This window comes from Clostridium sp. C8, assembly GCF_001010885.1.
GTDB classification, from domain to species: domain Bacteria; phylum Bacillota; class Clostridia; order Clostridiales; family Clostridiaceae; genus Clostridium; species Clostridium sartagoforme.
Window position 1 is genome coordinate 1 of sequence record NZ_LBMX01000010.1, and the last position, 24,309, is coordinate 24,309.

Consider the following 24,309-nt stretch of genomic DNA (forward strand, 5'->3'; position numbering starts at 1 on the left):
CAGGAGACCACATTGACATGACTGTTGAATTAATCACTCAAGTAGCAATGGATGAAGGATTAAGATTCGCTATCAGAGAAGGTGGAAGAACTGTAGGTTCTGGAGTTGTTACTAGCATAATAGAATAGTAATAAAAATAATATAAATTAAGTAATATAAATTGAATGTGATCACATTAAGAGAGTAAGGGGACGCCTTTGCTCTCTGTTTTTTTTGTTTAATAATTATTTATTGTAAATGATTAATATATTATAATAAGTTAATAATAATAATGAGGCAAATATTACAAAAAAAAGTTGTTGATAATTTAATAAAAGCAATATAAAATATATTAGCAAAGGAAATAATATTTTCGATATAATAATAAAACATGCTTTAAATTTTATCAAAAAAGGCCAAAAAACTCTTGAAAAGGCTATGTAAACATAGTATAATAAAGAAGTTGTATAGCAAACAGCGATGAGTCAGGAGGTTGCCGGACTTCCGGGTTAATTCTTGATGAGTATGTTAGGATCTAGAATCCAACGACAGGGGTTTTGTAAAACTGTGTGATTAAGTATGAAACACGTGGAGCAGTTTATAGAACATCCGCTGTTGTGCGTTAGAAGTAAAGCGTACATGAAAAGGAGGGAAACCAAGATGTCAAAACAAAAAATAAGAATCAGATTAAAGGCTTTTGATCACAATATATTAGATCAATCAGCTGAAAAAATTGTTGAAACAGCAAAGTCAACAGGAGCTAAAGTTGCAGGACCAGTTCCGCTACCAACTGAAAAAGATGTTGTTACTATATTAAGAGCTGTTCACAAGTACAAAGATTCAAGAGAGCAATTCGAAATCAGAACACACAAAAGATTAATCGATATAGTTAATCCATCACCAAAGACAGTTGATGCATTAATGAGATTAAACTTACCAGCAGGTGTTGATATCGAAATAAAGCTATAGTTAATACTTATTAAATAAACAGTTTGAACGGTTAAGATTGTTAAACAATCCGCTGATACGTTTAGGAGGTGTAAATACATGAAAAAAGCTATATTAGGAAAGAAAATTGGGATGACTCAAATTTTCGATGAAAATGGAAAAGTTGTTCCTGTAACAGTAGTAGAAGCTGGCCCATGTGTTGTTGTTCAAAAGAAAACTATCGAAAAAGATGGTTATGAAGCAATACAAGTAGGTTTTGGAGATGTTAGAGAAAAGTTAGTTAACAAGCCAAAAAAAGGTCACTATGCTAAAGCGGGAGTTTCATTAAAGAGAAAGTTAAGAGAATTAAGATTAGAAGACTGCTCAGCTTATGAAGTTGGTCAAGAAATAAAGGCTGATTTGTTTGAAGTTGGAGAAAAAGTTGATGTATCTGGAGTTTCTAAAGGAAAGGGATTCCAAGGGGTTATCAAGAGATGGAATGCTAACAGAGGACCAATGACTCACGGTTCTAAATTCCACAGAGCAGTAGGTTCTATGGGAGCTTCATCAGATCCATCAAGAACTTTCAAAAACAAGAATATGCCAGGGCATATGGGAGCTGTTAACACAACAGTATTAAACTTAGAAGTAGTTAAGATTATAGCTGAAAAGAACTTAATACTAATCAAGGGTGGTATCCCAGGACCTAATAAAGGTACAGTAGTAATAAGAAATGCAGTTAAAGCTTAATTTCTGTAGAAAGGAGGAAACAGGATGCCTACAGTAGGATTATTTAATCAAGAAGGAAAACAAGTTGGAGATATCCAATTAAACGATAATGTGTTCGGAGTTGAAGTTAACACTGATGCTATGCATCAAGTTGTAGTTGCTTTATTAGCAAACAAGAGACAAGGAACTCAATCAGCTAAGACAAGAGCTGAGGTTAGAGGAGGCGGAATCAAGCCTTGGAGACAAAAGGGAACTGGTAGAGCAAGACAAGGTTCTATTAGAGCACCACAATGGATCAAGGGTGGTATAGTGTTCGCACCAAAGCCAAGAGATTATAGAATGTCAGTACCAAAGAGCATGAGAAGAGTAGCTATGAAGTCTGCTTTAACTAGTAAAGTTCAAGACGGACAAATGGTAGTACTTGAAACATTAGCATTCGAAGCTCCAAAGACTAAGAAAATGGTTGAGGTTTTAAAAGCATTTGATGCTAAGAAAACTTTAATAGTAACTGGAGAAGCTAATGAAGTACTTTACAAATCAGCTAGAAATATTGCTGACGTACAAATTATGCCAGTTAACAACATCAATGTTTATGATTTATTAAAGTTTGAGAAATTAATCATAACTAAGGATGCTGTATCAAAAATCGAGGAGGTGTACGCATAATGACAAGCTACGATATAATAAGAAAGCCTGTTATCACTGAAAAAAGTATGACTGCTATGGCAGACAAAAAGTACACTTTCATAGTTCAAATTAATGCAAACAAAGTTCAAATTAAAAAGGCTGTAGAAGAAATCTTCGGCGTTAAGGTTGAAAAAGTTCAAACAATAAGAACTATGGGAAAAACAAAGAGAATGGGCGTACATGTAGGAAAGAGAGCAGACTTCAAGAAAGCTGTTATCACTTTAACAGAAGACAGCAAGAACATTGAATTCTTTGAAGGAATGCAATAACGCGAATAAAGCGTATTATTGGTATTTAAATACCAGAGAAGCTTAAAGTAAGGAGGGAATTTACATGGCAGTTAAAAAGTTTAGACCAACTACCCCATCAAGAAGAGAAATGACAATGGCTACTTTTGAAGAAGTTACAACAAGTACACCAGAAAAATCACTTGTCGTTTCACTAAGCAAAACTGGTGGTAGAAATGCTCAAGGTAAAATAACTGTTAGACACCACGGTGGTGGAGCTAAGAGAAAATATAGAATAATAGATTTCAAGAGAAATAAGGATGGTGTTCCAGCAAAGGTTGCTACAATAGAATACGATCCAAATAGAACAGCGTACATTGCATTAGTTGTATATGCTGATGGTGATAAGAGATATATAATAGCTCCAGTTGGATTAAAGGTTGGAGATGTTATAGTTTCAGGTCCAGATGCTGATATTAAAGCAGGAAACGCTCTTCCATTAAAGAACATACCAGTAGGTACTTTTGTTCATAATGTAGAATTACAAATCGGTAAAGGTGCTCAAATGGTAAGATCAGCTGGTACTACAGCTCAATTAATGGCTAAAGAAGGAAATTATGCAACGCTAAGATTACCTTCAGGCGAAATGAGATATGTAAGAATAGAATGTAGAGCTACAATCGGAACTGTATCAAATGCTACTAACGATATAATAAATATCGGTAAAGCAGGTAGAAAGAGACATATGGGATGGAGACCTACAGTTAGAGGTTCTGTAATGAACCCTTGCGATCACCCTCACGGTGGTGGAGAAGGTAGATCACCAATTGGTAGACCGAGTCCAGTTACTCCATGGGGTAAACCAGCACTTGGATACAAGACAAGAAAGAATAAGAAGTATTCTGACAGATTCATAATAAAGAGAAGAAACGATAAGTAGCATGAAGAGAATAAAAATTTCTCTTCATGGCTTGTCAGCCTAGAGATTATGAAGGGAGGCAAATTATAGTGAGTAGATCAACAAAAAAAGGACCTTTTGTACATGAAGGACTTTTAAAGAAAATTGAGGAAATGAATGTTAGTGGAGATAAGAAGGTTGTTAAAACTTGGTCAAGAAGTTCAACAATATTCCCACAAATGATCGGTCATACAATTGCTGTTCACGATGGAAGAAAGCATGTTCCAGTTTTCATAAGTGAAGACATGGTAGGACATAAGCTTGGTGAGTTCGCTTTAACAAGAACTTACAGAGGACACGATTATGACGAAAAAGCAGCAAGAAAAAGAAAGTAATCCCGGAAAGGAGGAACATAAATGGAAGCTAGAGCTATAGCTAAATATGTTAGAATGTCTCCAACAAAAGTAGGAGTAGTTCTTGATTTAATAAGAGGAAAAAATATTCAAGAGGCTTTCGCTATTTTACAATATACTCCAAAAGATGCAGCTGTTGCAATAAACAAAGTTTTAAAATCAGCTGTTGCTAATGCAGAAAATAATCATGAGATGGACGTAGAAAGATTATATGTAGCAGAAGCATTCGTTGGTGCAGGTCCAACACTAAAGAGATTTAGACCAATGGATCACGGAAAAGCATTTAGAATTAACAAAAGAACAAGTAACATTACACTTGTAGTTAAAGAAAGAGCTTAGAAAGAAGGAGGGAAATCAAGTGGGTCAAAAAGTACATCCTCACGGACTTAGAGTAGGAGTTATCAAAGATTGGGATGCTAAATGGTATGCTTCAAAGAAGAATTTTGCAGACAATCTAATAGAAGATAACAAAATCAGAGAATTCGTAAAGAAAGAACTTTTCTCAGCTGGTATTTCAAAGATTGAAATTGAAAGAGCTGCTAAGAGAATTAAGTTAAATATATATACTGCTAAACCAGGTGTTATCATCGGAAAAGGTGGAGCAGGAATAGAAGCTTTAAAAGCTAAATTAGCAAACTTAGTTAATAATAAAAATTTATTAATTAATATAGTGGAAGTTAAAAATGCTGAAGCTGATGCTCAATTAATGGCAGAAAATATTGCTGCACAATTAGAAAAAAGAGTATCTTTCAGAAGAGCTATGAAACAAAGCATTCAAAGAGCTATGAGACTTGGAGCTAAAGGTGTTAAGACAGCTTGCTCAGGTAGATTAGGTGGTGCTGAAATAGCAAGAACTGAACAATATCATGAAGGAACAATTCCACTACAAACTTTAAGAGCAGATATCGATTATGGATTTGCAGAAGCTGATACAACTTACGGAAAGATCGGTGTAAAAGTTTGGGTTTATAATGGAGAAGTTCTTCCAACTAAAAAAGTTGAAAAGAAGGAAGAAGTTAACGCGTAAGAAAGGAGGAATTAGTCATGTTAATGCCTAAGAGAGTTAAGCATCGTAAGGTACAACGTGGTAGAATGAAAGGAAAAGCTACAAGAGGTAATTTCCTTGCATATGGAGATTTTGGTATTCAAGCTACAAATTGTGGTTGGATAACTAGTAATCAAATAGAATCTGCCAGAATTGCTATAAACAGATATATCAGAAGAGGAGGAAAACTTTGGATAAAGATTTTCCCAGATAAGCCAGTAACTGAAAAACCAGCTGAAACAAGAATGGGTTCAGGTAAAGGTTCACCAGAATATTGGGTAGCAGTAGTTAAACCTGGTAGAGTTTTATTCGAGTTATCAGGAGTTAATGAAGAAGTTGCAAGAGAAGCTATGAGACTTGCATCACACAAGCTTCCTGTAAAGTGTAAATTCGTTACAAGAAGAGATTTTGAGGAAATGGGTGGTGAAGAATAATGAAGGCTAGAGAATTAAAAGAATTAAGAGCAAATAATCCTCAAGATTTAAAGGTTAAATTAAATGACCTTAAGGCTGAATTATTCAACTTAAGATTTCAATTAGCTACAGGTCAATTAGAAAATCCTATGAGAATAAGAGAAGTAAAAAAATCTATAGCCCAAATCAAAACCATCATAAGAGAAGAAGAGATCAGGGCTTTCGAGCAGTAAATCTGAAAGGAGGTAACTCTTAATGGAAAGAGGATTAAGAAAGAAAAAAATAGGTAGAGTTGTTTCAGATAAAATGGATAAGACAATAGTTGTCGCTGTTGAAACTAAGGTTAGACATCCACTATATGGAAAAACTGTTAATAGAACAACTAAGTTTAAGGCTCATGATGAAAACAATGAAGCTAAAATTAATGATAGAGTTTTAATTATGGAAACTAGACCATTATCTAAGGATAAGAGATGGAGACTTGTTGAAATAGTTGAAAAGGCTAAATAGGCTTTAAGACTGAAAGGAGGGTAATTCAATGATACAACAACAAACCTTATTAAAGGTAGCAGATAACTCAGGTGCAAAAGAAATCATGTGCATAAGAGTTTTAGGCGGATCAAAAAGAAAGTTCGGTAACATTGGAGATGTAATAGTTGCTAGCGTTAAAAGTGCAACACCAGGCGGAGTTGTTAAAAAAGGAGACGTTGTAAAAGCTGTTATAGTTAGATCAGTTAGAGGATTAAGAAGAGCTGATGGTTCATATATAAAGTTTGATGAAAATGCAGCTGTTATTATAAAGGATGATAAGCAACCAAGAGGAACTCGTATCTTCGGACCAGTTGCTAGGGAGCTAAGAGATAACGAATTTAACAAGATTTTATCATTAGCACCTGAAGTTCTATAATAGAGGAGGTGTCTCATTTGAAGGTACATGTTAGAAAGAACGACAAAGTTGTAGTTGTTTCAGGTAAAGACAAAGGAAAAACTGGTGAAGTTTTAAAAGTATATCCTAAGACAGGCAAAGTTATTGTTCAAGGAGTTAATATAGTTAAAAAGCACCAAAAGCCAACTAGAGCTAATGCTCAAGGTGGAATCATAGAAAGAGAAGGAGCTATATACAGCTCAAAAGTTATGTTATACTGCACAAAGTGCAAAAATGCTACAAGAGTAAGCAATAAAATCTTAGAAGACGGTACTAAGGTTAGAGTTTGTAAGAAGTGTGGAGAAACATTCTAGAATCTGAAAGGAGGTACTAATTATGACAACAAGACTTCAAGAAAAGTATCAAAAAGAAGTAATTCCAGCTATGATTGAAAAGTTCGGATATAAAAATATAATGGAAGTTCCAAAGCTTGAAAAGATAGTTATCAACATGGGAGTTGGAGAAGCTAAGGACAATCAAAAAATATTAGAAGCTGCAATGAATGATTTAACAATAATTGCAGGTCAAAAGCCAATCTTAACTAGAGCAAAGAAATCAGTTGCTAACTTTAAAATAAGAGAAAATATGGCTTTAGGATGTAAGGTTACATTAAGAAAAGCAAAGATGTATGAATTTGCTGATAAATTAATGGCTATTGCTCTTCCAAGAGTTAGAGATTTCAGAGGAGTTTCAAGCAAAGCCTTTGATGGTAGAGGAAACTACTCACTAGGAGTAAAAGAGCAATTAATATTCCCAGAAATTGAATACGATAAAATCGATAAGGTTAGAGGAATGGATATCATCTTCGTTACATCAGCTAACACTGACGAAGAAGCAAGAGAATTATTAAGATTCCTTGGTATGCCATTTGCTCAATAATAAGGAGGGAAAACCGTGGCACGTAAAGCTATTATTGAAAAGTGGAAAAAAGAACCTAAATATAAAACAAGAGCTTATACAAGATGCAGAATATGTGGAAGACCACATTCAGTATTAAAGAAGTTTGGTATTTGCCGTATATGTTTTAGAGAACTTGCTTACAAGGGTCAAATCCCTGGTTGTAAGAAAGCAAGTTGGTAAAAAACTGATGTAGTGAAAGGAGGCACATTAAATGGTTATGACAGATCCTATCGCAGATTTGCTAACACGTATTAGAAATGCAAATGCTGTAAGACATGAAGTAGTAGAAGTTCCTTCATCAAATATGAAGAAGGCTGTTGCAAATATATTATTACAAGAGGGATATATTAAAGAATTAGAGGAATATAACGATGGTGTTGTTCCAATGTTAAGAATATCTCTTAAGTATGGCGCAGATAAAGAAAGAGTTATAACTGGTATAAAGAGAATATCTAAACCAGGACTAAGAGTTTACTGCAAGAAAGACGAAATTCCAAAGGTATTAAGCGGACTAGGTATCGCTATAATATCAACTTCATCAGGTTTATTAGTTGATAGAGAAGCAAGAAAAGCTGGATTAGGCGGAGAAGTAGTTTGCTACGTTTGGTAATATCCAAGGTAGAAAGTAAGTAAATTAACATATATCAGAACAAGTAAAACAGGAGGTGCGATTATGTCAAGAGTAGGTAGATTACCTATAGCTATACCTGCAGGCGTAACTGTAGCTGTTACAGCGGAAAATGTTGTTTCAGTTAAGGGTCCAAAGGGCGAACTTGTTAAAGCTATGAATAAAGACATGAATATAGCAGTTGAAAACAACCAAGTTGTTGTAACTAGACCTAGCGATCAAAAAGAGCACAGAGCTCTTCATGGTTTAACTAGAGCATTAATCAACAACATGATAATCGGAGTTGAAAAAGGATTTGAAAAGAACTTAGAATTAATAGGTGTTGGTTATAGAGCTCAATTACAAGGCAAGAAGCTTGTAATGAACTTAGGATATTCACATCCAGTTGAAATAGAACCAATCGAAGGTGTAACTTTCGAAACTCCAGCTGCAACAAAAGTTGTTGTTAAGGGAATCGATAAGGAAAAGGTTGGAGCAGCTGCGGCTGATATAAGATCATGGAGAAAGCCTGAACCATATAAGGGTAAGGGAATTAAGTATGATAACGAAGTAATCAGACGTAAAGAAGGTAAAACTGGTAAGAAATAATAGAAAGGAGTGAAACCTTTATGTTCAAGAAGGTAGACAGAAAAGCTAGTAGAGAAAGACGTCACCTAAGAGTACGTAAGAAAATTTCTGGTACTCCTGAAAGACCAAGACTTTCAGTATATAGAAGTGAAAAAAATATATATGCTCAAATTATAGATGATGTTAATTCAGTAACTTTAGTTGCAGCTTCAAGCTTAGATAAAGCAGTAGATGTTAAAGTAGGCGGAAATAAAGAAGCAGCTAAGTTGGTTGGTGAATTAATAGCTAAGAAAGCTTTAGAAAAGGGAATTTCAGAAGTTGTATTCGATAGAGGTGGATACGTATATCACGGAAGAGTTCAAACTTTAGCTGAAGCTGCTAGAGAAGCAGGCTTAAAATTCTAATAAACAAGGAGGGAAATACATGAGAATCGATCCTAGCACACTAGACCTTAAGGAAAAGGTTGTTAACATAAACAGAGTAACTAAGGTTGTTAAGGGTGGTAGAAACTTCAGATTCAGCGCTTTAGTAGTTGTAGGTGACGAAAACGGACACGTAGGCGTTGGAATGGGTAAGTCAATAGAAATCCCAGAAGCAATTAAAAAAGGAATAGAAGATGCTAAGAAAAACTTAGTAAGTGTTGCAATAGTTGGAACAACTGTTCCTCATCAAATATATGGAAAGTTCGGAACTGGAAAAGTTCTTATAATGCCAGCTAAGGAAGGTACAGGAGTTATCGCTGGAGGTCCAGCAAGATCTGTATTAGAATTAGCAGGATTAAAGGATGTTAGAGCTAAGTCATTAGGTTCAAACAATCCTAAAAACATGGTAAGTGCTACAATCAACGGTTTAGCAAACTTAAGAACAGCTGAAGATATAGCTAAATTAAGAGGCAAAACTGTAGAAGAAATTTTAGGTTAGGAGGGAAAAGCAATGGCAAAGATTAAAGTTACTCTAGTAAAGAGTTTAATTGGAAGAAAAAAAGACCATATTGCTACTGCACATGCCCTTGGACTTAAGAAGATCGGTAAGACAGTAGAACATGAAGAAACTCCTCAAATCAGAGGAATGATCAACAAAGTTGACTACCTACTAAAAGTAGAAGAAGTTTAATAAGAGGAGGTGCATTGAGTAATGAAACTTCATGAATTAAAACCAGCAGAAGGAAGTAAAAAAGCTCCAAAGAGAGTTGGTAGAGGTACTGGTTCAGGTTTAGGTAGAAATGCCGGAAAAGGTGAAAAAGGCCAAAATGCTAGATCAGGCGGCGGAGTAAGACCAGGATTTGAAGGCGGTCAAATGCCATTATACAGAAGACTTCCTAAGAGAGGATTCACAAATATATTTGCTAAACAATATGTTAGTATTAACGTTGATAGATTAAATATATTTGAAAATGGAACAGAAATAACACCAGAAGTTTTACTTGAAAGAAGAGTAATAAGTAAGGTAAAAGACGGAGTTAAGATTTTAGGAAATGGGACATTAGAGAAGAGCCTAACTGTTAAAGGATGTAAGTTCTCAAAATCAGCGGCTGAGAAGATAGAAGCAGCTGGAGGAAAAGTTGAGGTGATTTAGTATGCTATCAACCCTACGTAATGCCTGGAAGGTTCCCGAATTAAAAAAGAGATTTTTATGGACTATATGTTTAATTGCAATTTTCAGGATAGGAACACATATTCCTGTTCCTGGAATTAGCACTGATGTTCTAAAAGATTTAGCTAGTAGCGGAACTATATTTGGTTTCTACGATTTATTATCTGGTGGAGCATTTAGACAATTTAGTATATTTGCTTTAAGTGTAACGCCATACATTAACGCTTCGATTATAGTTCAATTATTGACTATAGCGATACCATCTTTAGAACAACTTTCTAAAGAGGGTGAAGAAGGAAGAAAGAAGATACAAAAGATAACGAGAATATTATCTATATTTATAGGATTTATTCTTGCTTTTGGAACATATAGTATGGTTGCCGCAAAAGGTGCAACAGCTGGAATGCAGTTTACTTCTGTAATAGTTGTATTAATAGCACTAGTTGCAGGTTCAACATTCTGTATGTGGTTAGGTGATCAAATCACAGCTAAAGGTTTTGGAAATGGTATATCCATATTAATATTCGTGAATATAGTATCTCAGTTACCTATCACTTTAATGTCATTATTTACATTAAAGGATCAAGGAAAAATTACTATAATTGAAATTTTACTATTTGTAGTTTTTGCAATTGTATTATTAGGAATCGTAATATTCTTCTCATTAGCAGAAAGAAGAATTCCAGTTCAATATGCTGGTAAAGCTGTTGGAAACAAAGTTATGAGAGGGCAAAGTACTCACATACCTTTAAGTATAATTGGATCAGCTGTTATAGCAATAATATTTGCTATGTCAGTTATGATGTTTCCTAGAACCATTGCAGAATTTTTCCCAGGTCATGATTGGGCAGTATGGATAACAAGCAATAAATATAGTATATTTAATGAAAAAACTTGGATGTATCCAGTTGTTTATTCAATATTAACTATATTCTTTACTTGGTTCTATACACAAATCACATTTAAACCTGATGAAATGGCAGAAAATCTTCATAAGTCAGCAGGATTTGTACCAGGAATAAGACCGGGAGATGCAACTGAAAAGTATTTTGAAAAGGTACTTACTAAAGTATCACTAGTTGGAGGATTATTTGCTGCAATACTAGCAATATTACCAATTGTTATTTCAAATACACAGTTACAAGGAATTCAATTTGGTGGTACATCATTATTAATTATGGTTGGGGTTGGGCTTGATTTTTCAAGACAATTAGATTCACAATTAGTAATGAGACATTATCAAGGATTCTTAAAATAGATTAATAATGGAGATGATGCCCGTGAAGATAGTATTATTAGGTCCTCCTGGAGCAGGAAAGGGAACACAGGCAAAATCAATTAGTAATAGATACTCAATACCACATATTTCAACAGGAGATATATTCAGAAAAAATATTTCTGAAAACACTCCGTTAGGAATAGAAGCTAAGAAGCACATCGATAAAGGACAGTTAGTACCAGATGAAGTTACTATTAACATGGTAAAAGATAGGCTGCAACAAGATGATTGTAAGAATGGATACTTATTAGACGGGTTTCCAAGGACAGTTAATCAAGCAGAAGCACTTCAAGAATTTCTTTCATTAAGAAATGAAAATCTTGATACAGCGTTACTAATTGAAGTACCTACTGGATTTATATTAGAAAGAATGACAGGTAGAAGAGTGTGTCCATCATGTGGAGCTAGCTATCATATAAAATTTAATCCACCAACAGTTGCAGGAAAATGTGATGTTTGTGGAAGTGATATAATCCAAAGAAAAGATGATACAGAAGAAACTGTATCTGAAAGACTTGATGTGTATGAGAGACAAACGCAACCACTGATTGATTTTTATAAAGAAAGAAACTTACTTTCAATTGTAGAAGGAACAAAAGCTATTAACGAAGTATTTGAAGGTATCTGTAATATATTAGGGAGTGTTGAATAATGATAATCATTAAAAACAACAAGGAAATTGACCTAATGAGAGAAGCAGGTAAATTAGTAGCAGAAACATTACTACTAGTTGAGGAAAAAGTAAGACCAGGAATAACTACTGCTGAAATAGACAGGATAGCAGAAGAATTTATAACTAAGCATGGAGCAAAGCCATCATTTAAAGGCTTATATGGTTTTCCGGCTTCACTATGTATATCTGTTAACGAGCAAGTAGTTCATGGGATCCCAGGAGGTTATGTATTAAAAGATGGAGATATAATTAGTATAGACTGTGGGGCTTATCTTAATGGCTTTCATGGAGATGCAGCAAGAACACTTGCAGTAGGAAATGTAAGCGAAGAAGCTAAGAAATTAATTAAAGTAACTGAAGAAAGTTTCTTTAAGGGCATAGAATATGCTAAGATTGGTAATAGACTTACTGATATATCACATGAAATACAATGCTACGTAGAAGCTTCAGGTTTCTCTGTAGTAAGAGATTTCGTAGGACACGGTATAGGTAGAGTTGTACACGAAGATCCAGAGGTTCCTAACTTTGGTAAGTCTGGTAAGGGACCAAAATTGGTTAAAGGAATGACTTTAGCTATTGAACCTATGGTTAACATAGGTAATTATAGGGTTAAAACATTAAGTAATGACTGGACTGTAGTAACTAGTGATGGAAGTCTATCTGCACACTACGAAAATACTATTGTAATTTTACCAGATGGACCCGAAATATTAACACTAATTAAATAAGTGTTGCTTAGTTATAAATTCGCATGATACCAAAAGGTGGCTTGTAGATTTATGGCTAAGGTAATCATCGAGGTGAAAAGTTTGCAAAACAATGACTTAATTGGGAAGGTGGTTCTTTCAAAAACAGGAAGAGATAAAAATCATTTATATGTTGTAATAGGGCATTTAAGTGATAATTATGTAATTCTTAGTAATGGGAGCACTAAAACAGTTCAGATGCCTAAAAAGAAGAGTTTAAAGCATATAGATGTTTTAGATGATGTAAATGATGAGATTAAAGAATCTATCATATCAAAGGATAGAGGTACTGATTTAAAAATAAAAAAATTTCTAAAACTTAAAGGCATTGTTAAGGAGGGTTGATTACCTTATGTCAAAAGATGATGTAATAGAAATGCAAGGTACAGTACTAGAATCATTACCAAATGCTATGTTCCAAGTTGAACTAGAGAGTGGTCACAAGATTCTAGCACATATATCAGGAAAATTAAGAATGAACTTCATAAGAATTCTACCAGGAGATAAGGTTACTATAGAACTTTCTCCATATGATTTAACAAGAGGTAGAATTACATGGAGAGCTAAATAACAGTGGAAAAACTACCACGAAGTATTACAAGGAGGGTTAGCGATGAAAGTAAGACCATCAGTTAAGCCTATTTGCGAAAAGTGCAAGATTATAAGAAGAAAAGGAAAAGTAATGGTTATCTGTGAAAATCCTAAGCACAAGCAAAAACAAGGCTAATACAATAAAAGTATAGGCAAAAAAGTATTATTTTACTATGTAAAATTTATTGACTTTTAACTTAAAGTCAAATATGATTATATAGGCATTTAATTAAGTAGATAAATTTTAGGTGCGGCTGACAGTAGAGTAATTCTCTACTGACCTATAATTTTATTATATAAATACACACATATAATTAAAGTTGTATGCATTTCAATATCAGGAGGTGTAAGTTTTAATGGCAAGAATTTCAGGAGTAGACCTACCAAGAGAAAAAAGAGTTGAAATAGGTCTAACATATATATATGGTATAGGACTTTCTACTTCACATAAGATTTTAGCAGAAACAGGAGTTAATCCTGATACAAGAGTTAAGGATCTTACTGAAGAGGAAGTAACAAAAATCAGAGAATACGTAAAGACTTTAACAATTGAAGGTGACTTAAGAAGAGAAGTTGCATTAAATATTAAAAGATTAGTAGAAATTGGATGTTATAGAGGAATTAGACATAGAAAAGGTCTTCCAGTTAGAGGACAAAAAACTAAGACTAATGCTAGAACTAGAAAAGGTCCAAAGAAAACTATCGCAAATAAGAAGAAGTAGTGAGGAGGGAATTCGATGGCTCAAAAAGTTAAAAAGACTAGAAGAAGAAAAGAAAGAAAGAACGTTGAGCATGGTGCTGCACACATCAAATCAACTTTCAATAACTCAATAGTTACTTTAACTGATGCAGTAGGAAATGCTTTATCATGGTCAAGTGCGGGAGCTTTAGGCTTCAGAGGATCAAGAAAGAGTACTCCATTCGCAGCTCAAATGGCAGCAGAAACAGCAGCTAAAGCAGCTATGGAACACGGATTAAAAAGTATAGAAGTGTATGTAAAGGGACCAGGTGCTGGAAGAGAAGCAGCTATAAGATCTTTACAAGCAGCGGGATTAGAAGTAACTTTAATTAAAGATGTTACTCCAATTCCACACAACGGATGTAGACCACCAAAGAGAAGAAGAGTCTAGTATTCATATAGGAGGTGTAATTAATGGCAAGATATACTGGAGCTACATGTAGATTATGTAGAAGAGAAGGTATGAAGTTATTCCTTAAAGGGGATAGATGTTATACAGATAAATGTGCTTTTGTTAGAAGAAGTTATGCACCAGGACAACATGGAGCAGCTAAGAAAAAATTATCTAACTACGGCGTACAATTAAGAGAAAAGCAAAAAGCTAGAAGAATATACGGAGTATTAGAAAGCCAATTCAGAACTTATTATGAAAAGGCTGATCATATGAAAGGTATCACTGGTGAAAACTTACTTAAGTTATTAGAAATGAGATTAGATAACGTTGTTTATAGATTAGGTTATGGTGCATCTAGAGCTGAAGCTAGACAATTAGTTACTCATGGACATTTCTTAGTAAATGGTAAGAAAGTTGATATTCCTTCATACAAAGTTTCTGTTAACGATGAAATTTTAGTTACAGAAAAGAGTAGAGGAACTGAAAAATTCAAGACATTTATTGAAAATCCAAAGACATTACCAAAATGGTTAGAAGCAAATGTTGAAAATTATTCAGGTAAAATAGTTGCTGAACCATCAAGAGAAGACATTGACGTTCCTGTTAATGAAACTCTTATCGTTGAGTTATACAGCAAGTAATAGTTTAGTATTTGTATTGTTAAGATTATTCTTACAATACAAATATATAAGCAGTTGCCCTCAGAATAATGTTGCCATTTAAAATATAAGGAGGGTTTGTGCATGTTAGAAATAGAAAAGCCAATAATAGAATGTATAGAAGCAAATGAAAATGGTACTTATGGTAAATATGTAGTTGAACCGTTAGAAAGAGGATATGGTATAACGCTTGGAAATGCTCTAAGAAGAATATTATTATCATCACTACCAGGTGCAGCTCCAACTTCCGTAAAGATAGATGGAGTACTACATGAATTTTCAACTGTACAAGGTGTTAAAGAAGATGTTACAGAAATTATATTAAACATCAAATCTTTAGCATTAATTATGAATGGTGAAGGTCCAAAGACGATATATATAGATGCTCAAGGACCTGGAGAAGTTACAGGTGCAGATATTAAAACTGATGGAGATGTTGAAGTTGTTAGCAAAGATCTTCATATTGCAACATTAGATGATAATGGTAAGTTATATATGGAGATTACAGTTAATAGAGGAAGAGGATATGTTACTCAAAATAAAAATAAGAGTGAAGATCTTCCAATATCAGCTATTGCTGTAGATTCAATTTATACACCAGTAAAGAGAGTTAATTTTACTGTTGAAAATACAAGAGTTGGTCAAATTACAGACTACGATAAATTAACTTTAGAAATCTGGACTAATGGAACTATAAAAATAGATGAAGCTATAAGCTTATCTGCAAAAATTCTTATAGAACATTTCAAACTATTTATGTCATTAGGAGATAGTACTAATGATGTAGAGATTATGATAGAAAAAGAAGAAGATAAAAAAGAGAAAGTACTAGAAATGACTGTAGAAGAGTTGGATTTATCAGTTAGATCATATAACTGCTTAAAGAGAGCTGGTATAAATACAGTTCAAGAGCTTGCTGGAAAGTCAATGGATGATATGATGAAGGTAAGAAATCTAGGAAAGAAATCTTTAGAGGAAGTCGAAAGAAAGCTTAAGGAATTAGGCTTAGGATTAAGACTAAACGATGAGTAAGGAGGTAAATCCACATGGCAGGTTATCGTAAATTAGGTCGTCCTACTGACCAAAGAAGAGCTATGCTAAGAAGCCTTGTTACAAGCTTTTTAAAGCATGGTAAAATAGAAACAACTGAAACAAGAGCAAAAGAAACTAGAAAATTAGCTGAAAAGATGATTACTTTAGCAAAAAGAGGTGATCTTCACGCTAGAAGACAAGTTTTAGCTTTTGTGAATGAAGAAGAAGTAGTTCAAAACCTATTTGACAATGTTGCTCCAAAGTACGCTGAAAGAAATGGTGGATACACTAGAATGTACAAAAAGGGCCCAAGAAGAGGGGACGCAGCAGAAGTTGTTATACTTGAATTAGTGTAATATTGAGGGGATTAAGTTAGTGACTTAATCCCCATTTTACATTATAAATTTAAATATTGTATAAGAAATTATAAATTTATTATTAAAATAATTGTAATTAACTAAATGTATATTATAATATTCTTATGTTAATGTATATACACATATGAATTTTTATACAATATTTAAGATTGTAGGATAAGTAATAAGAGGAGGGCTATATATGGAAGAAACAATGATTAAATGTAATAATGTATCTTTTAAATATAGATCACATGAAGGAGAAGAAGAAAGATATGCTGTTAATGGTGTAACTTTTGAAGTTAAGAAGGGTGAATTTTTAGTTGTTTTAGGGCATAATGGTTCTGGAAAATCTACTATAGCTAAACATATGAATGCATTATTGCTTCCATCAGAAGGAACTGTTATAGTAGACAATTTAGATACTTCTAATTCTGAAAACCTATGGCGAATTAGAGCAAAGGCTGGAATGGTATTTCAAAATCCAGATAATCAATTAGTAGCAACTATAGTTGAAGAAGATGTTGCTTTTGGTCCAGAAAATCTAGGCGTTGATCCAGAAGAAATAAAAAGAAGAGTAGATGAAAGCTTAAAAAAAGTTGGTATGTATGAATATAGAAGACATGCACCACATTTACTTTCAGGAGGACAAAAACAAAGAATAGCAATAGCAGGAATTTTGGCTATGAAACCAGAATGTATAATATTTGATGAACCTACTGCTATGCTAGATCCTTCCGGAAGAAAAGAAGTACTAAGTAATATAAAAGATATAAATGAAAGATATGGTATAACTATAGTCCTTATAACTCATTATATGGACGAAGCGGCACAAGCAGATAGGGTTATAGTTATGGATGATGGAAAAATAATTTTAGAAGGTAATCCAAGAGAAGTATTTTCAAATGTAAAAAAAATGAAGGAAATAGGATTAGATGTTCCTCAAGTTACTGAATTATGTTATGAATTAAAAAATAGTGGTATAAATATTGATACAAATATTTTAAATGTAGATGAGATGGTGAATGCGTTATGTCAATTAAGATAGAAAATTTAGTGCATATATATATGCCGAAGTCACCTTTTGAGAAAGTGGCTTTAAATAATGTTAATTTAGAAATTAATGAAGGTGAATTTATTGCTCTTATAGGGCATACAGGATCAGGAAAATCAACACTAATTCAGCATATGAATGGATTACTTAAACCTACATCAGGAAAAATAATAGTTGATGGAGAAGATATAACAAAGCAAGGGGTAAAGCTTACTGATATAAGAAAAAAAGTTGGATTGGTATTTCAATACCCAGAATACCAATTATTTGAGGAAACGATAGAAAAAGATATAGAGTTTGGACCAAGAAATTTAGGCTTACCAGATGAGGAAATTACAAGAAGAGTAAAGAGAGCTATGAAAATGGTAGGACTAGATTATGAGGTTTATAGAAATAAGTCACCATTTGATTTAAGTGGAGGACAAAAGAGAAGAGTAGCAATAGCAGGGGTAATTGCTATGGAACCTAAGGTGCTTATATTAGATGAGCCAACAGCAGGATTAGATCCTAAAGGTAGAGATGATATTTTAAATCAAATTAAAGTTTTACATGATGAATATAAGATGACAATTATACTAGTGAGCCATAGCATGGAAGATGTAGGAAAACTTGCGGAGAGAATAGTGGTTATGAATAAAGGAGAAATTGCGTTAGAAGGTACTCCTAATAAGGTGTTTAAAGAAATTGAGACTTTAGAAAATATAGGTTTAGCAGTGCCACAAGTAACATATCTTATGAGAGCATTAAAGAGCAAAGGGTTTAGTGTATCAGATGAAATCTATACTATTGCTCAAGGAAAACAAGAATTATTAAAAATATTAAAGGAAGTTAAAAACTAGGGGGAACAAATATGATAAAAGATATAACTATAGGGCAGTATATACCAGGTGAAACCTTTGTTCATAAGTTAGATCCTAGAACTAAAATATTAATATCAATACTATTTATTGTATCTTTATTTATAGTAGATAAGTTTGTTGGCTATATATTAATAGTTTCATTTTTAGTTTTAACTATTTATGTTTCAAAATTACCACCTAGATATTTATATAAAGGATTAAAACCAGTATTTTTTCTTATTATATTTACAGCAATTTTAAATATTTTTATGATTAAAGGTACTACAGATACAATGGTATTTGAGCTTGGGTTTATAAAAGTATATGAAGATGGATTAAAGACAGCTGCATTTATGGCATTAAGGCTTATATTTTTAATAATGGGAACATCAGCATTAACCTTAACAACGTCTCCAATTGAGTTAACAGATGGGATAGAAAGATTATTAAAGCCAATAGGAAAAGAAACAGCTCATGAGCTTGCTATGATGATGACTATAGCTTTAAGATTCATACCAACATTAATGGATGAAACAGACAAAATAATGATGGCACAAAAAGCAAGAGGAGCAGATTTTGAAACTGGTGGAATAATTCAGAAAGCAAAAAGTTTAATACCATTATTAGTGCCACTATTTATAAGTTCATTTAGAAGGGCTGATGAACTTGCATTAGCTATGGAAGCTAGAGCTTATAGAGGTGGAAATGGTAGAACAAGAATGAAGCAATTGAAATTTACGAAAAGAGATATTATTGCATTTAGTGTATTTTCTATTTTATTTATAGGAAGTTTAATAGTAAGGTTTGCTATATAAAAAGCAAAGGTGATTTTTAACATGAAAAATATCAAACTAACTTTAGAATATGATGGAACAAATTATTTAGGATGGCAAAAACAAAAAATAGGAAGCACAATTCAACAACAATTAGAAGATGCTATAAGCCTTTTAACCAATGAAAATATTGAAGTAATAGGAAGTTCAAGAACTGATGCTGGAGTTCATGCAAGAGGATTTGTAGCAAACTTTAAAACTAATAGTAATATACCTTCGAATAAATTTAGAGAAGCACTTAATTATAGATTACCAGATGATATAGTAATTTTAAAATCAGAGGAAGTACCACTGGAGTTTCATTCAAGATACAGTGCTAAGGGAAAAACATACTCATACTCTATACTAAATAGGGAAGTACCCCCAGCAGTACACAAAGATTATTTATATCATGTTAAAAAAAAGTTAGATGCAGAGATTATGAAAGAGGCGTGTAAATACTTTATAGGAACCCATGATTTTAGTGCATTTAAAAGTAGTGGGAGTTCTGTTAAAACTAATATAAGGACAATTTCAGAATTGTATATAGAAAATCATGATGATATAATAAAAATTTACATAACTGGTGATGGGTTTTTATATAATATGGTTAGAATAATAGTTGGAACATTAATTATGGTAGGAAATAAAAAGATAGATCCTTCAAATATACAAGTTATAATAGATAAAAAAAATAGGAAAGATTCAGGAATATGTGTACCCGCAACAGGTTTAGTATTAGAAAAAGTTTATTATTAAAAATTAATGATAAATAGAAATAATTAATTAAAAACTTGTTGACACACCCGTATGCGTGTATTATAATAATGTATGTTTGTTAGAATAATTTATGTATATAAGATCCACTAGCCCCGGGTCTTGACATAAAAGCAGTACTTAATAAGTAAAGCACAAATGTAAGTTCAGGGAGGGAAAAACATGAAATCATACATTGCTAAGGCACAAGAAGTTGAAAGAAAATGGTATGTTGTTGATGCTGCTGGAAAGCCACTAGGAAGAGTTGCTAGCCAAGTTGCTTCAATTTTAAGAGGAAAAAATAAACCAACATTTACACCAAATGTTGACTGTGGAGATTTCGTTATCGTAATCAATGCAGAACAAGTTGTTTTAACTGGTAAGAAGTTAGATCAAAAATTAATGAGAAAGCACAGCCTATATCCAGGTGGATTAAAAGAAACTCCATATAGAGAAGTGTTAGAAAAGAAGCCTGAATTCGCTTTCGAAGAAGCAGTAAGAAGAATGCTTCCAAATGGCGTTTTAGGAAGAAAAATGCTTAAAAAATTAAAAGTATATAGAGGTACTGAGCATGGACATGATGCTCAACAACCAGAAGTACTTGAATTAAAGTACTAATACGTGCTCGGGAGGAGGAATAAAAAATGGCAAAAGTTCAATACATGGGAACTGGAAGAAGAAAAAAATCAGTAGCAAGAGTTAGACTTGTACCAGGAAACGGTAAAGTAGTTATAAATAATAGAGAAATAGACAACTATTTCGGTTTAGAAACTTTAAGAATGATAGTTAATCAACCATTAGTTTTAACTGGAACTAAAGATAGATTTGACGTTTTAGTTAACGTTCATGGTGGTGGATTCACAGGTCAAGCTGGAGCAATAAGACACGGAATAACTAGAGCTTTAATAAAAGCTGACGAAAACTTAAAGCCAGAATTAAAGAAGGCAGGTTTTGTAACTAGAGATCCAAGAATGAAAGAAAGAAAGAAATATGGTCTTAAAAAGGCTAGAAGAGCTCCACAATTCTCAAAGAGATAATATATGGAACTTCAAAAATCCCACAATCAGTATGGTTGTGGGATTTATTTTCGTCTAACTATAATAAATAAATAGAAATACATTAATATAAGCAATTTATAATAGAAAGAGTATAAAATTTAATATAATATAAATATAAAATAAGAAGAAATATAGACTATATAGATATATATTAAAGTATATTAAAGTTATATTTATGTTAAAAACATATTAAATTACTTAACAAATGTTAAATAATAATGTAAACTAAGTTCGTAAGAATAATACTGAAAAGGAGAATTATTTTGGAATCTTTAATGATTATTATAAAATTACTTGGTGGATTGGGTTTATTTATCTATGGTATGAAGATAATGGGCGATGGTCTTGAAAATGCAGCTGGAGATGGTTTAAAATCTATATTAGAAAAGGTAACTAGAAATCCAGTAATATCAGTAGTTGTTGGAGCAATTGTTACAGCAGTTATTCAAAGTAGTAGTGCTACAACAGTAATGGTAGTAGGGTTTGTAAATGCTGGATTAATGAATCTAGCTCAAGCAGCAGGAATAATAATGGGAGCTAATATTGGTACTACAATTACAGCTCAATTAGTAGCTTTTAAATTAGATCATATTGCGCCATTGTTTGTTTTCATAGGGGCATTCGTTGTTATGTTTGCTAAAGGAAAAAGAAAGAAGGATATAGGAAGTATAGTCTTAGGTTTTGGTATTTTATTTGTTGGTATGGGTCAAATGAGTAGTTCAATGAAACCTTTAACAGATTCTACTATATTTACAAACATATTAGCTGTAGTAGGGGGAAAATGGTACCTAGGAATAATGGCAGGAGCTGTTATAACAGCTATACTTCAAAGTTCATCAGCTACTACTGGAATATTAGTAGCATTAGCACTTGCAGGAAACATAAATATATATGACGTATTACCAATAATATTTGGATGCAATATAGGAACATGTATAACAGCTATGTTAGCATCTATAGGAACAACTAAAACAGCACATAAAGCAGCAATGCTTCATTTAATATTTAACTTAGTTGGAACTATATTATTTATTCCTGTATTAATCAGTGGAATTTTAGGAGATTTAGTATCTAAAATAAGTCCAGGGGATGTTAGTAGACAGATTGCAAATTCTCATACAGTATTTAATGTAGTTAATACTGTAATAATGCTGCCCCTAACTGGTGTTTTAATAAAAGTAGTAAATAAGATTATACCAGGAGATGATGAAGAGGACAGAGTTGGAGTAAAATACATAGATGATAGATTGCTAGAAACTCCAGTTATTGCAGCTGGGCAAGTAGCAAAAGAAACATTAAGAATGGCTAATAAAGCTAAGAAAGGCTTAGCTTTAGCATTAGAGGCATTTGAAAAAAATGATGAAAAATTAATAAATAAAGTATATGACAATGAAGAAATTATAAATACATTAAATGAAGCTATAACAAATTATTTAGTTAAACTTTCAAAATGCGAGTTATCAGATAAGGAGCTTAGTATTGTTGCTGCTACCTTTCATGTAATAAATGATATAGAAAGAATAGGAGATCATGCTGAAAATATAGCAGATTTAACAGCACAAAAGATTTCGAGAAAACTTGAATATAGTGATAAGGCTATAGAGCAAATTAATAATATGTATAATAAAGTAGTAGAAACCTTAGATATAGCTATAAGTAGTTATGCTAAAAAGGATATAGAAAAAGCAAAGCAAATTAATAGTATAGAAGAAGAAGTTGATAGATTGCAAAAGAAATATAGAGAACTTCATATAAAAAGGCTTTATGATGGAACTTGTAATGCATATGCAGGTGCAATATTTTTAGATTTATTAAGTAACCTTGAAAGAATAGGCGATCATTCAACAAATATAGCAGAAAGTGTAATAGAAAATAGCTAATAGTATAAAATCTCTAGTGCAGGATATTGAATCCTAAACTAGAGATTTTTTTATTCTTTAGGAAATTATTAAAATTTACATATGACCTCTTTTTATTAGAAAGAAATTAAATAAATAGGGCATAATACTTTTATTGATAAATTTATAAATATAATGGAGGTTAACAAATGAAAAAATTAAGACGTATATTATTATTTATTCTTATATCTATGGTTTATTTTATTCCGATTAAGGCTTTGGCAGATGATGCAGCACAAAAAATAATATTAATTGATCCAGGCCATGGTGGAATTGATGGCGGAGCTAAATCTAAATCAGGTGTTATAGAAAAAGACATAAATTTACAAATTAGTTTAAAACTAAAAGATATTCTCGAAAAAAAGGGATATAAAGTATATCTAACAAGAGAATCAGATCAGGGATTAGAACAGAAGGGGTCTACTATAAGAGAAAAGAAGAGAGATGATTTAAAAAGGAGAAGAGATCTTAAAATTGAAACAAAATGTGATGTTTTTGTATCGATTCATCAAAATATGTTTCCTCAAGCTAAATGCTATGGAGCTCAAGTTTGGCATTCATCTAATGATATAAGTAAAAAATTAGCGGATTTTGTACAAGAATCATTAAAAGAAACTGTTAAAGATAAAAATAAGAGAGTATCAAAACCTGCTGGAGATTCATATTTAATTTTAAGAGATAAGTATGAAGGTGCTTCAATACTAGTAGAATGTGGATTTTTATCTAATCCTGAAGAAGAACAGAAATTAAAGACAGAAGAACATCAAAATTTAATTGTTGAAGGAATTTCCTTGGGAATAGAGAAATATTTCGAAGAAATAAATAAAACAACGAATTAAAGAGAAGATTTCCGAGGAAATATATCAAAATATAATGATTAAATTTACTTTAAGTATAATAAATTGTTGTATTTTACGAAGAAAGATCTTCTAATGAACAATTCACAGTTCTTTTGTAAAGGTATTAGGTATAAGAGACCAATTTATATTTTAAATTAACTTAAGTTTGTTTTAAAAAATTAAGTTATCTGGTTTGGCTTACTTATTATTTTAAATCCTTTATACCAATGACCTGTGAATTGATTCTTAGAATTTTCAACTAAAACAAATTGAGTAGATTAATTTGGACTTTAAAACTGTTTTTAGGAATTGTTTTAAAGTTTAAATCAAGTGAAATTAATATAGAGTAAGCTATAAATAATATAAGTATTGCAATTAAAAGATAAACAATATATGTAGCAATATTAGTTAAATTCTTATTCATAATATATTCTCCTTATAGCTATTTAGTAAAATATAATAAATAAGATATAAAAATATGATAAAATATTTATAAATTATTTTAATAATTTAATAAAAATAAATGGAGGTTAAAAAGTTATATTATAAGTTAAAATTTCTAGAATCTTATAGAATTATATAAATAATTTAATATTTGCAAAGTAATATTTTATATTATTTAAGAAGATAAAAGGAATCTGTTAAGCTGTTAT

Annotated in this window: 41 protein-coding genes and 1 pseudogene; 41 read left to right on the top strand and 1 reads right to left on the bottom strand. The window is 32.2% G+C overall.

What is annotated here, in order from left to right; all coding sequences use genetic code 11:
• The 41 genes and pseudogenes from tuf to cwlD all read left to right on the top strand — a co-directional run.
• Nucleotides 1-128 (top strand): annotated as a pseudogene (gene tuf, locus AAT22_RS18715) (elongation factor Tu); the annotation flags it as partial.
• A 511-nt stretch (nt 129-639) separates the two neighbouring features.
• Nucleotides 640-948 (top strand): 30S ribosomal protein S10, encoded by a 309-nt coding sequence (gene rpsJ, locus AAT22_RS01280; RefSeq protein ID WP_008681195.1) that lies wholly within the window; start codon nt 640-642, stop codon nt 946-948.
• 78 nt (nt 949-1,026) lie between these two features.
• Complete coding sequence (gene rplC / locus AAT22_RS01285) at nt 1,027-1,656, top strand: 50S ribosomal protein L3 (protein WP_016205899.1); 630 nt, start codon at nt 1,027-1,029, stop codon at nt 1,654-1,656.
• Nucleotides 1,657-1,680: 24 nt separating this feature from the next.
• The gene (gene rplD, locus AAT22_RS01290; RefSeq protein WP_016205898.1) at nt 1,681-2,301 is read left to right on the top strand and encodes a 50S ribosomal protein L4; all 621 of its coding nucleotides are present in this window, start codon (nt 1,681-1,683) and stop codon (nt 2,299-2,301) included.
• Complete coding sequence (gene rplW, locus AAT22_RS01295; protein ID WP_016205897.1) at nt 2,301-2,591, top strand: 50S ribosomal protein L23; 291 nt, start codon at nt 2,301-2,303, stop codon at nt 2,589-2,591. The genes rplD and rplW overlap by 1 nt, the downstream gene beginning before the upstream one ends.
• A 64-nt stretch (nt 2,592-2,655) precedes the next feature.
• Complete coding sequence (gene rplB, locus AAT22_RS01300) at nt 2,656-3,489, top strand: 50S ribosomal protein L2 (protein ID WP_016205896.1); 834 nt, start codon at nt 2,656-2,658, stop codon at nt 3,487-3,489.
• Between the two features lie 68 nt (nt 3,490-3,557).
• The gene (gene rpsS / locus AAT22_RS01305) at nt 3,558-3,842 is read left to right on the top strand and encodes a 30S ribosomal protein S19 (protein ID WP_016205895.1); all 285 of its coding nucleotides are present in this window, start codon (nt 3,558-3,560) and stop codon (nt 3,840-3,842) included.
• A gap of 21 nt (nt 3,843-3,863) precedes the next feature.
• Entirely contained in the window at nt 3,864-4,199 is a 336-nt protein-coding gene (rplV, locus tag AAT22_RS01310; protein ID WP_016205894.1) for a 50S ribosomal protein L22, read from the top strand.
• A gap of 19 nt (nt 4,200-4,218) precedes the next feature.
• Nucleotides 4,219-4,887 (top strand): 30S ribosomal protein S3, encoded by a 669-nt coding sequence (gene rpsC, locus AAT22_RS01315; RefSeq protein WP_046999988.1) that lies wholly within the window; start codon nt 4,219-4,221, stop codon nt 4,885-4,887.
• 17 nt (nt 4,888-4,904) lie between these two features.
• On the top strand, nt 4,905-5,339 hold the full coding sequence (gene rplP / locus AAT22_RS01320; RefSeq protein ID WP_016205892.1) for a 50S ribosomal protein L16: 435 nt from the start codon (nt 4,905-4,907) through the stop codon (nt 5,337-5,339).
• Entirely contained in the window at nt 5,339-5,551 is a 213-nt protein-coding gene (gene rpmC, locus AAT22_RS01325; protein WP_008681185.1) for a 50S ribosomal protein L29, read from the top strand. The genes rplP and rpmC overlap by 1 nt, the downstream gene beginning before the upstream one ends.
• 22 nt (nt 5,552-5,573) lie before the next feature.
• Nucleotides 5,574-5,828, top strand: coding sequence for a 30S ribosomal protein S17 (gene rpsQ, locus AAT22_RS01330; RefSeq protein ID WP_016205891.1), 255 nt, complete (start codon nt 5,574-5,576; stop codon nt 5,826-5,828).
• Nucleotides 5,829-5,856: 28 nt separating this feature from the next.
• On the top strand, nt 5,857-6,225 hold the full coding sequence (rplN, locus tag AAT22_RS01335) for a 50S ribosomal protein L14 (protein WP_008681183.1): 369 nt from the start codon (nt 5,857-5,859) through the stop codon (nt 6,223-6,225).
• 17 nt (nt 6,226-6,242) lie between these two features.
• Nucleotides 6,243-6,557 carry a 50S ribosomal protein L24 gene (gene rplX, locus AAT22_RS01340; protein WP_016205890.1) on the top strand — a complete coding sequence of 105 codons (315 nt, stop codon included), beginning with the start codon at nt 6,243-6,245 and terminating at the stop codon, nt 6,555-6,557.
• Between the two features lie 22 nt (nt 6,558-6,579).
• Nucleotides 6,580-7,122 (top strand): 50S ribosomal protein L5, encoded by a 543-nt coding sequence (gene rplE, locus AAT22_RS01345; RefSeq protein ID WP_016205889.1) that lies wholly within the window; start codon nt 6,580-6,582, stop codon nt 7,120-7,122.
• A gap of 15 nt (nt 7,123-7,137) precedes the next feature.
• Nucleotides 7,138-7,323, top strand: coding sequence for a type Z 30S ribosomal protein S14 (locus AAT22_RS01350; protein WP_008681179.1), 186 nt, complete (start codon nt 7,138-7,140; stop codon nt 7,321-7,323).
• A gap of 31 nt (nt 7,324-7,354) precedes the next feature.
• On the top strand, nt 7,355-7,753 hold the full coding sequence (gene rpsH / locus AAT22_RS01355) for a 30S ribosomal protein S8 (protein ID WP_016205888.1): 399 nt from the start codon (nt 7,355-7,357) through the stop codon (nt 7,751-7,753).
• Between the two features lie 63 nt (nt 7,754-7,816).
• On the top strand, nt 7,817-8,359 hold the full coding sequence (gene rplF / locus AAT22_RS01360; protein WP_016205887.1) for a 50S ribosomal protein L6: 543 nt from the start codon (nt 7,817-7,819) through the stop codon (nt 8,357-8,359).
• A gap of 20 nt (nt 8,360-8,379) precedes the next feature.
• On the top strand, nt 8,380-8,742 hold the full coding sequence (gene rplR / locus AAT22_RS01365) for a 50S ribosomal protein L18 (protein WP_016205886.1): 363 nt from the start codon (nt 8,380-8,382) through the stop codon (nt 8,740-8,742).
• A gap of 19 nt (nt 8,743-8,761) precedes the next feature.
• Complete coding sequence (rpsE, locus tag AAT22_RS01370) at nt 8,762-9,259, top strand: 30S ribosomal protein S5 (RefSeq protein ID WP_016205885.1); 498 nt, start codon at nt 8,762-8,764, stop codon at nt 9,257-9,259.
• Between the two features lie 12 nt (nt 9,260-9,271).
• Nucleotides 9,272-9,451 carry a 50S ribosomal protein L30 gene (rpmD, locus tag AAT22_RS01375; protein ID WP_008681171.1) on the top strand — a complete coding sequence of 60 codons (180 nt, stop codon included), beginning with the start codon at nt 9,272-9,274 and terminating at the stop codon, nt 9,449-9,451.
• A gap of 21 nt (nt 9,452-9,472) precedes the next feature.
• Nucleotides 9,473-9,913 carry a 50S ribosomal protein L15 gene (gene rplO / locus AAT22_RS01380; protein ID WP_016205884.1) on the top strand — a complete coding sequence of 147 codons (441 nt, stop codon included), beginning with the start codon at nt 9,473-9,475 and terminating at the stop codon, nt 9,911-9,913.
• Nucleotide 9,914: 1 nt separating this feature from the next.
• Entirely contained in the window at nt 9,915-11,189 is a 1,275-nt protein-coding gene (gene secY / locus AAT22_RS01385) for a preprotein translocase subunit SecY (RefSeq protein ID WP_016205883.1), read from the top strand.
• Nucleotides 11,190-11,211: 22 nt separating this feature from the next.
• Nucleotides 11,212-11,862, top strand: coding sequence for an adenylate kinase (locus AAT22_RS01390; protein WP_016205882.1), 651 nt, complete (start codon nt 11,212-11,214; stop codon nt 11,860-11,862).
• Nucleotides 11,862-12,611: a type I methionyl aminopeptidase gene (gene map, locus AAT22_RS01395; RefSeq protein ID WP_016205881.1), complete on the top strand. Its 750-nt coding sequence runs from the start codon at nt 11,862-11,864 to the stop codon at nt 12,609-12,611. The genes AAT22_RS01390 and map overlap by 1 nt, the downstream gene beginning before the upstream one ends.
• Nucleotides 12,612-12,662: 51 nt before the next feature.
• Nucleotides 12,663-12,974, top strand: coding sequence for a KOW domain-containing RNA-binding protein (locus AAT22_RS01400; RefSeq protein WP_046999989.1), 312 nt, complete (start codon nt 12,663-12,665; stop codon nt 12,972-12,974).
• Between the two features lie 7 nt (nt 12,975-12,981).
• The gene (infA, locus tag AAT22_RS01405; RefSeq protein WP_008681165.1) at nt 12,982-13,200 is read left to right on the top strand and encodes a translation initiation factor IF-1; all 219 of its coding nucleotides are present in this window, start codon (nt 12,982-12,984) and stop codon (nt 13,198-13,200) included.
• A gap of 42 nt (nt 13,201-13,242) precedes the next feature.
• Nucleotides 13,243-13,356 (top strand): 50S ribosomal protein L36, encoded by a 114-nt coding sequence (gene rpmJ / locus AAT22_RS01410; protein ID WP_016205879.1) that lies wholly within the window; start codon nt 13,243-13,245, stop codon nt 13,354-13,356.
• A gap of 220 nt (nt 13,357-13,576) precedes the next feature.
• Nucleotides 13,577-13,942, top strand: coding sequence for a 30S ribosomal protein S13 (gene rpsM, locus AAT22_RS01415; protein ID WP_016205878.1), 366 nt, complete (start codon nt 13,577-13,579; stop codon nt 13,940-13,942).
• A gap of 15 nt (nt 13,943-13,957) precedes the next feature.
• Nucleotides 13,958-14,350, top strand: a complete 393-nt coding sequence (gene rpsK, locus AAT22_RS01420) for a 30S ribosomal protein S11 (RefSeq protein ID WP_016205877.1) — start codon at nt 13,958-13,960, stop codon at nt 14,348-14,350.
• A 23-nt stretch (nt 14,351-14,373) separates the two neighbouring features.
• Entirely contained in the window at nt 14,374-14,994 is a 621-nt protein-coding gene (gene rpsD, locus AAT22_RS01425; protein ID WP_016205876.1) for a 30S ribosomal protein S4, read from the top strand.
• A gap of 102 nt (nt 14,995-15,096) precedes the next feature.
• Nucleotides 15,097-16,044 carry a DNA-directed RNA polymerase subunit alpha gene (locus tag AAT22_RS01430; protein WP_046999990.1) on the top strand — a complete coding sequence of 316 codons (948 nt, stop codon included), beginning with the start codon at nt 15,097-15,099 and terminating at the stop codon, nt 16,042-16,044.
• A gap of 14 nt (nt 16,045-16,058) precedes the next feature.
• The gene (rplQ, locus tag AAT22_RS01435) at nt 16,059-16,400 is read left to right on the top strand and encodes a 50S ribosomal protein L17 (protein ID WP_016205875.1); all 342 of its coding nucleotides are present in this window, start codon (nt 16,059-16,061) and stop codon (nt 16,398-16,400) included.
• A gap of 202 nt (nt 16,401-16,602) precedes the next feature.
• Nucleotides 16,603-17,448 carry an energy-coupling factor transporter ATPase gene (locus AAT22_RS01440; protein ID WP_016205874.1) on the top strand — a complete coding sequence of 282 codons (846 nt, stop codon included), beginning with the start codon at nt 16,603-16,605 and terminating at the stop codon, nt 17,446-17,448.
• The gene (locus AAT22_RS01445) at nt 17,433-18,293 is read left to right on the top strand and encodes an energy-coupling factor transporter ATPase (RefSeq protein ID WP_046999991.1); all 861 of its coding nucleotides are present in this window, start codon (nt 17,433-17,435) and stop codon (nt 18,291-18,293) included. The genes AAT22_RS01440 and AAT22_RS01445 overlap by 16 nt, the downstream gene beginning before the upstream one ends.
• Nucleotides 18,294-18,304: 11 nt before the next feature.
• Nucleotides 18,305-19,108: an energy-coupling factor transporter transmembrane component T gene (locus AAT22_RS01450; RefSeq protein WP_016205872.1), complete on the top strand. Its 804-nt coding sequence runs from the start codon at nt 18,305-18,307 to the stop codon at nt 19,106-19,108.
• A 21-nt stretch (nt 19,109-19,129) separates the two neighbouring features.
• Nucleotides 19,130-19,864 (top strand): tRNA pseudouridine(38-40) synthase TruA, encoded by a 735-nt coding sequence (truA, locus tag AAT22_RS01455; RefSeq protein WP_046999992.1) that lies wholly within the window; start codon nt 19,130-19,132, stop codon nt 19,862-19,864.
• 180 nt (nt 19,865-20,044) lie between these two features.
• The gene (gene rplM, locus AAT22_RS01460; RefSeq protein ID WP_016205871.1) at nt 20,045-20,479 is read left to right on the top strand and encodes a 50S ribosomal protein L13; all 435 of its coding nucleotides are present in this window, start codon (nt 20,045-20,047) and stop codon (nt 20,477-20,479) included.
• 26 nt (nt 20,480-20,505) lie between these two features.
• On the top strand, nt 20,506-20,898 hold the full coding sequence (rpsI, locus tag AAT22_RS01465) for a 30S ribosomal protein S9 (RefSeq protein WP_016205870.1): 393 nt from the start codon (nt 20,506-20,508) through the stop codon (nt 20,896-20,898).
• Between the two features lie 284 nt (nt 20,899-21,182).
• Entirely contained in the window at nt 21,183-22,799 is a 1,617-nt protein-coding gene (locus tag AAT22_RS01470; RefSeq protein WP_016205869.1) for a Na/Pi cotransporter family protein, read from the top strand.
• 167 nt (nt 22,800-22,966) lie between these two features.
• Entirely contained in the window at nt 22,967-23,656 is a 690-nt protein-coding gene (gene cwlD / locus AAT22_RS01475) for an N-acetylmuramoyl-L-alanine amidase CwlD (protein WP_016205868.1), read from the top strand.
• A 259-nt stretch (nt 23,657-23,915) separates the two neighbouring features.
• Here the strand turns inward: cwlD and AAT22_RS18950 are convergent, their stop codons facing one another.
• The gene (locus AAT22_RS18950; RefSeq protein WP_156174262.1) at nt 23,916-24,080 is read right to left on the bottom strand and encodes a hypothetical protein; all 165 of its coding nucleotides are present in this window, start codon (nt 24,078-24,080) and stop codon (nt 23,916-23,918) included.
• Nucleotides 24,081-24,309 lie beyond the last annotated feature (229 nt).

Coding starts and splice junctions, on each gene's coding strand:
- rpsJ (WP_008681195.1), top strand. CDS start 640: ATGTCAAAACAAAAAATAAGAATCAGATTAAAGGCTTTTGATCACAAT.
- rplC (WP_016205899.1), top strand. CDS start 1,027: ATGAAAAAAGCTATATTAGGAAAGAAAATTGGGATGACTCAAATTTTC.
- rplD (WP_016205898.1), top strand. CDS start 1,681: ATGCCTACAGTAGGATTATTTAATCAAGAAGGAAAACAAGTTGGAGAT.
- rplW (WP_016205897.1), top strand. CDS start 2,301: ATGACAAGCTACGATATAATAAGAAAGCCTGTTATCACTGAAAAAAGT.
- rplB (WP_016205896.1), top strand. CDS start 2,656: ATGGCAGTTAAAAAGTTTAGACCAACTACCCCATCAAGAAGAGAAATG.
- rplV (WP_016205894.1), top strand. CDS start 3,864: ATGGAAGCTAGAGCTATAGCTAAATATGTTAGAATGTCTCCAACAAAA.
- rplP (WP_016205892.1), top strand. CDS start 4,905: ATGTTAATGCCTAAGAGAGTTAAGCATCGTAAGGTACAACGTGGTAGA.
- rpmC (WP_008681185.1), top strand. CDS start 5,339: ATGAAGGCTAGAGAATTAAAAGAATTAAGAGCAAATAATCCTCAAGAT.
- rpsQ (WP_016205891.1), top strand. CDS start 5,574: ATGGAAAGAGGATTAAGAAAGAAAAAAATAGGTAGAGTTGTTTCAGAT.
- rplN (WP_008681183.1), top strand. CDS start 5,857: ATGATACAACAACAAACCTTATTAAAGGTAGCAGATAACTCAGGTGCA.
- rplE (WP_016205889.1), top strand. CDS start 6,580: ATGACAACAAGACTTCAAGAAAAGTATCAAAAAGAAGTAATTCCAGCT.
- rpsH (WP_016205888.1), top strand. CDS start 7,355: ATGGTTATGACAGATCCTATCGCAGATTTGCTAACACGTATTAGAAAT.
- rplF (WP_016205887.1), top strand. CDS start 7,817: ATGTCAAGAGTAGGTAGATTACCTATAGCTATACCTGCAGGCGTAACT.
- rplR (WP_016205886.1), top strand. CDS start 8,380: ATGTTCAAGAAGGTAGACAGAAAAGCTAGTAGAGAAAGACGTCACCTA.
- rpsE (WP_016205885.1), top strand. CDS start 8,762: ATGAGAATCGATCCTAGCACACTAGACCTTAAGGAAAAGGTTGTTAAC.
- rpmD (WP_008681171.1), top strand. CDS start 9,272: ATGGCAAAGATTAAAGTTACTCTAGTAAAGAGTTTAATTGGAAGAAAA.
- rplO (WP_016205884.1), top strand. CDS start 9,473: ATGAAACTTCATGAATTAAAACCAGCAGAAGGAAGTAAAAAAGCTCCA.
- secY (WP_016205883.1), top strand. CDS start 9,915: ATGCTATCAACCCTACGTAATGCCTGGAAGGTTCCCGAATTAAAAAAG.
- map (WP_016205881.1), top strand. CDS start 11,862: ATGATAATCATTAAAAACAACAAGGAAATTGACCTAATGAGAGAAGCA.
- AAT22_RS01400 (WP_046999989.1), top strand. CDS start 12,663: ATGGCTAAGGTAATCATCGAGGTGAAAAGTTTGCAAAACAATGACTTA.
- infA (WP_008681165.1), top strand. CDS start 12,982: ATGTCAAAAGATGATGTAATAGAAATGCAAGGTACAGTACTAGAATCA.
- rpmJ (WP_016205879.1), top strand. CDS start 13,243: ATGAAAGTAAGACCATCAGTTAAGCCTATTTGCGAAAAGTGCAAGATT.
- rpsM (WP_016205878.1), top strand. CDS start 13,577: ATGGCAAGAATTTCAGGAGTAGACCTACCAAGAGAAAAAAGAGTTGAA.
- rpsK (WP_016205877.1), top strand. CDS start 13,958: ATGGCTCAAAAAGTTAAAAAGACTAGAAGAAGAAAAGAAAGAAAGAAC.
- rpsD (WP_016205876.1), top strand. CDS start 14,374: ATGGCAAGATATACTGGAGCTACATGTAGATTATGTAGAAGAGAAGGT.
- AAT22_RS01430 (WP_046999990.1), top strand. CDS start 15,097: ATGTTAGAAATAGAAAAGCCAATAATAGAATGTATAGAAGCAAATGAA.
- rplQ (WP_016205875.1), top strand. CDS start 16,059: ATGGCAGGTTATCGTAAATTAGGTCGTCCTACTGACCAAAGAAGAGCT.
- AAT22_RS01440 (WP_016205874.1), top strand. CDS start 16,603: ATGGAAGAAACAATGATTAAATGTAATAATGTATCTTTTAAATATAGA.
- AAT22_RS01445 (WP_046999991.1), top strand. CDS start 17,433: ATGTCAATTAAGATAGAAAATTTAGTGCATATATATATGCCGAAGTCA.
- AAT22_RS01450 (WP_016205872.1), top strand. CDS start 18,305: ATGATAAAAGATATAACTATAGGGCAGTATATACCAGGTGAAACCTTT.
- truA (WP_046999992.1), top strand. CDS start 19,130: ATGAAAAATATCAAACTAACTTTAGAATATGATGGAACAAATTATTTA.
- rplM (WP_016205871.1), top strand. CDS start 20,045: ATGAAATCATACATTGCTAAGGCACAAGAAGTTGAAAGAAAATGGTAT.
- rpsI (WP_016205870.1), top strand. CDS start 20,506: ATGGCAAAAGTTCAATACATGGGAACTGGAAGAAGAAAAAAATCAGTA.
- cwlD (WP_016205868.1), top strand. CDS start 22,967: ATGAAAAAATTAAGACGTATATTATTATTTATTCTTATATCTATGGTT.
- AAT22_RS18950 (WP_156174262.1), bottom strand. CDS start 24,080: ATGAATAAGAATTTAACTAATATTGCTACATATATTGTTTATCTTTTA.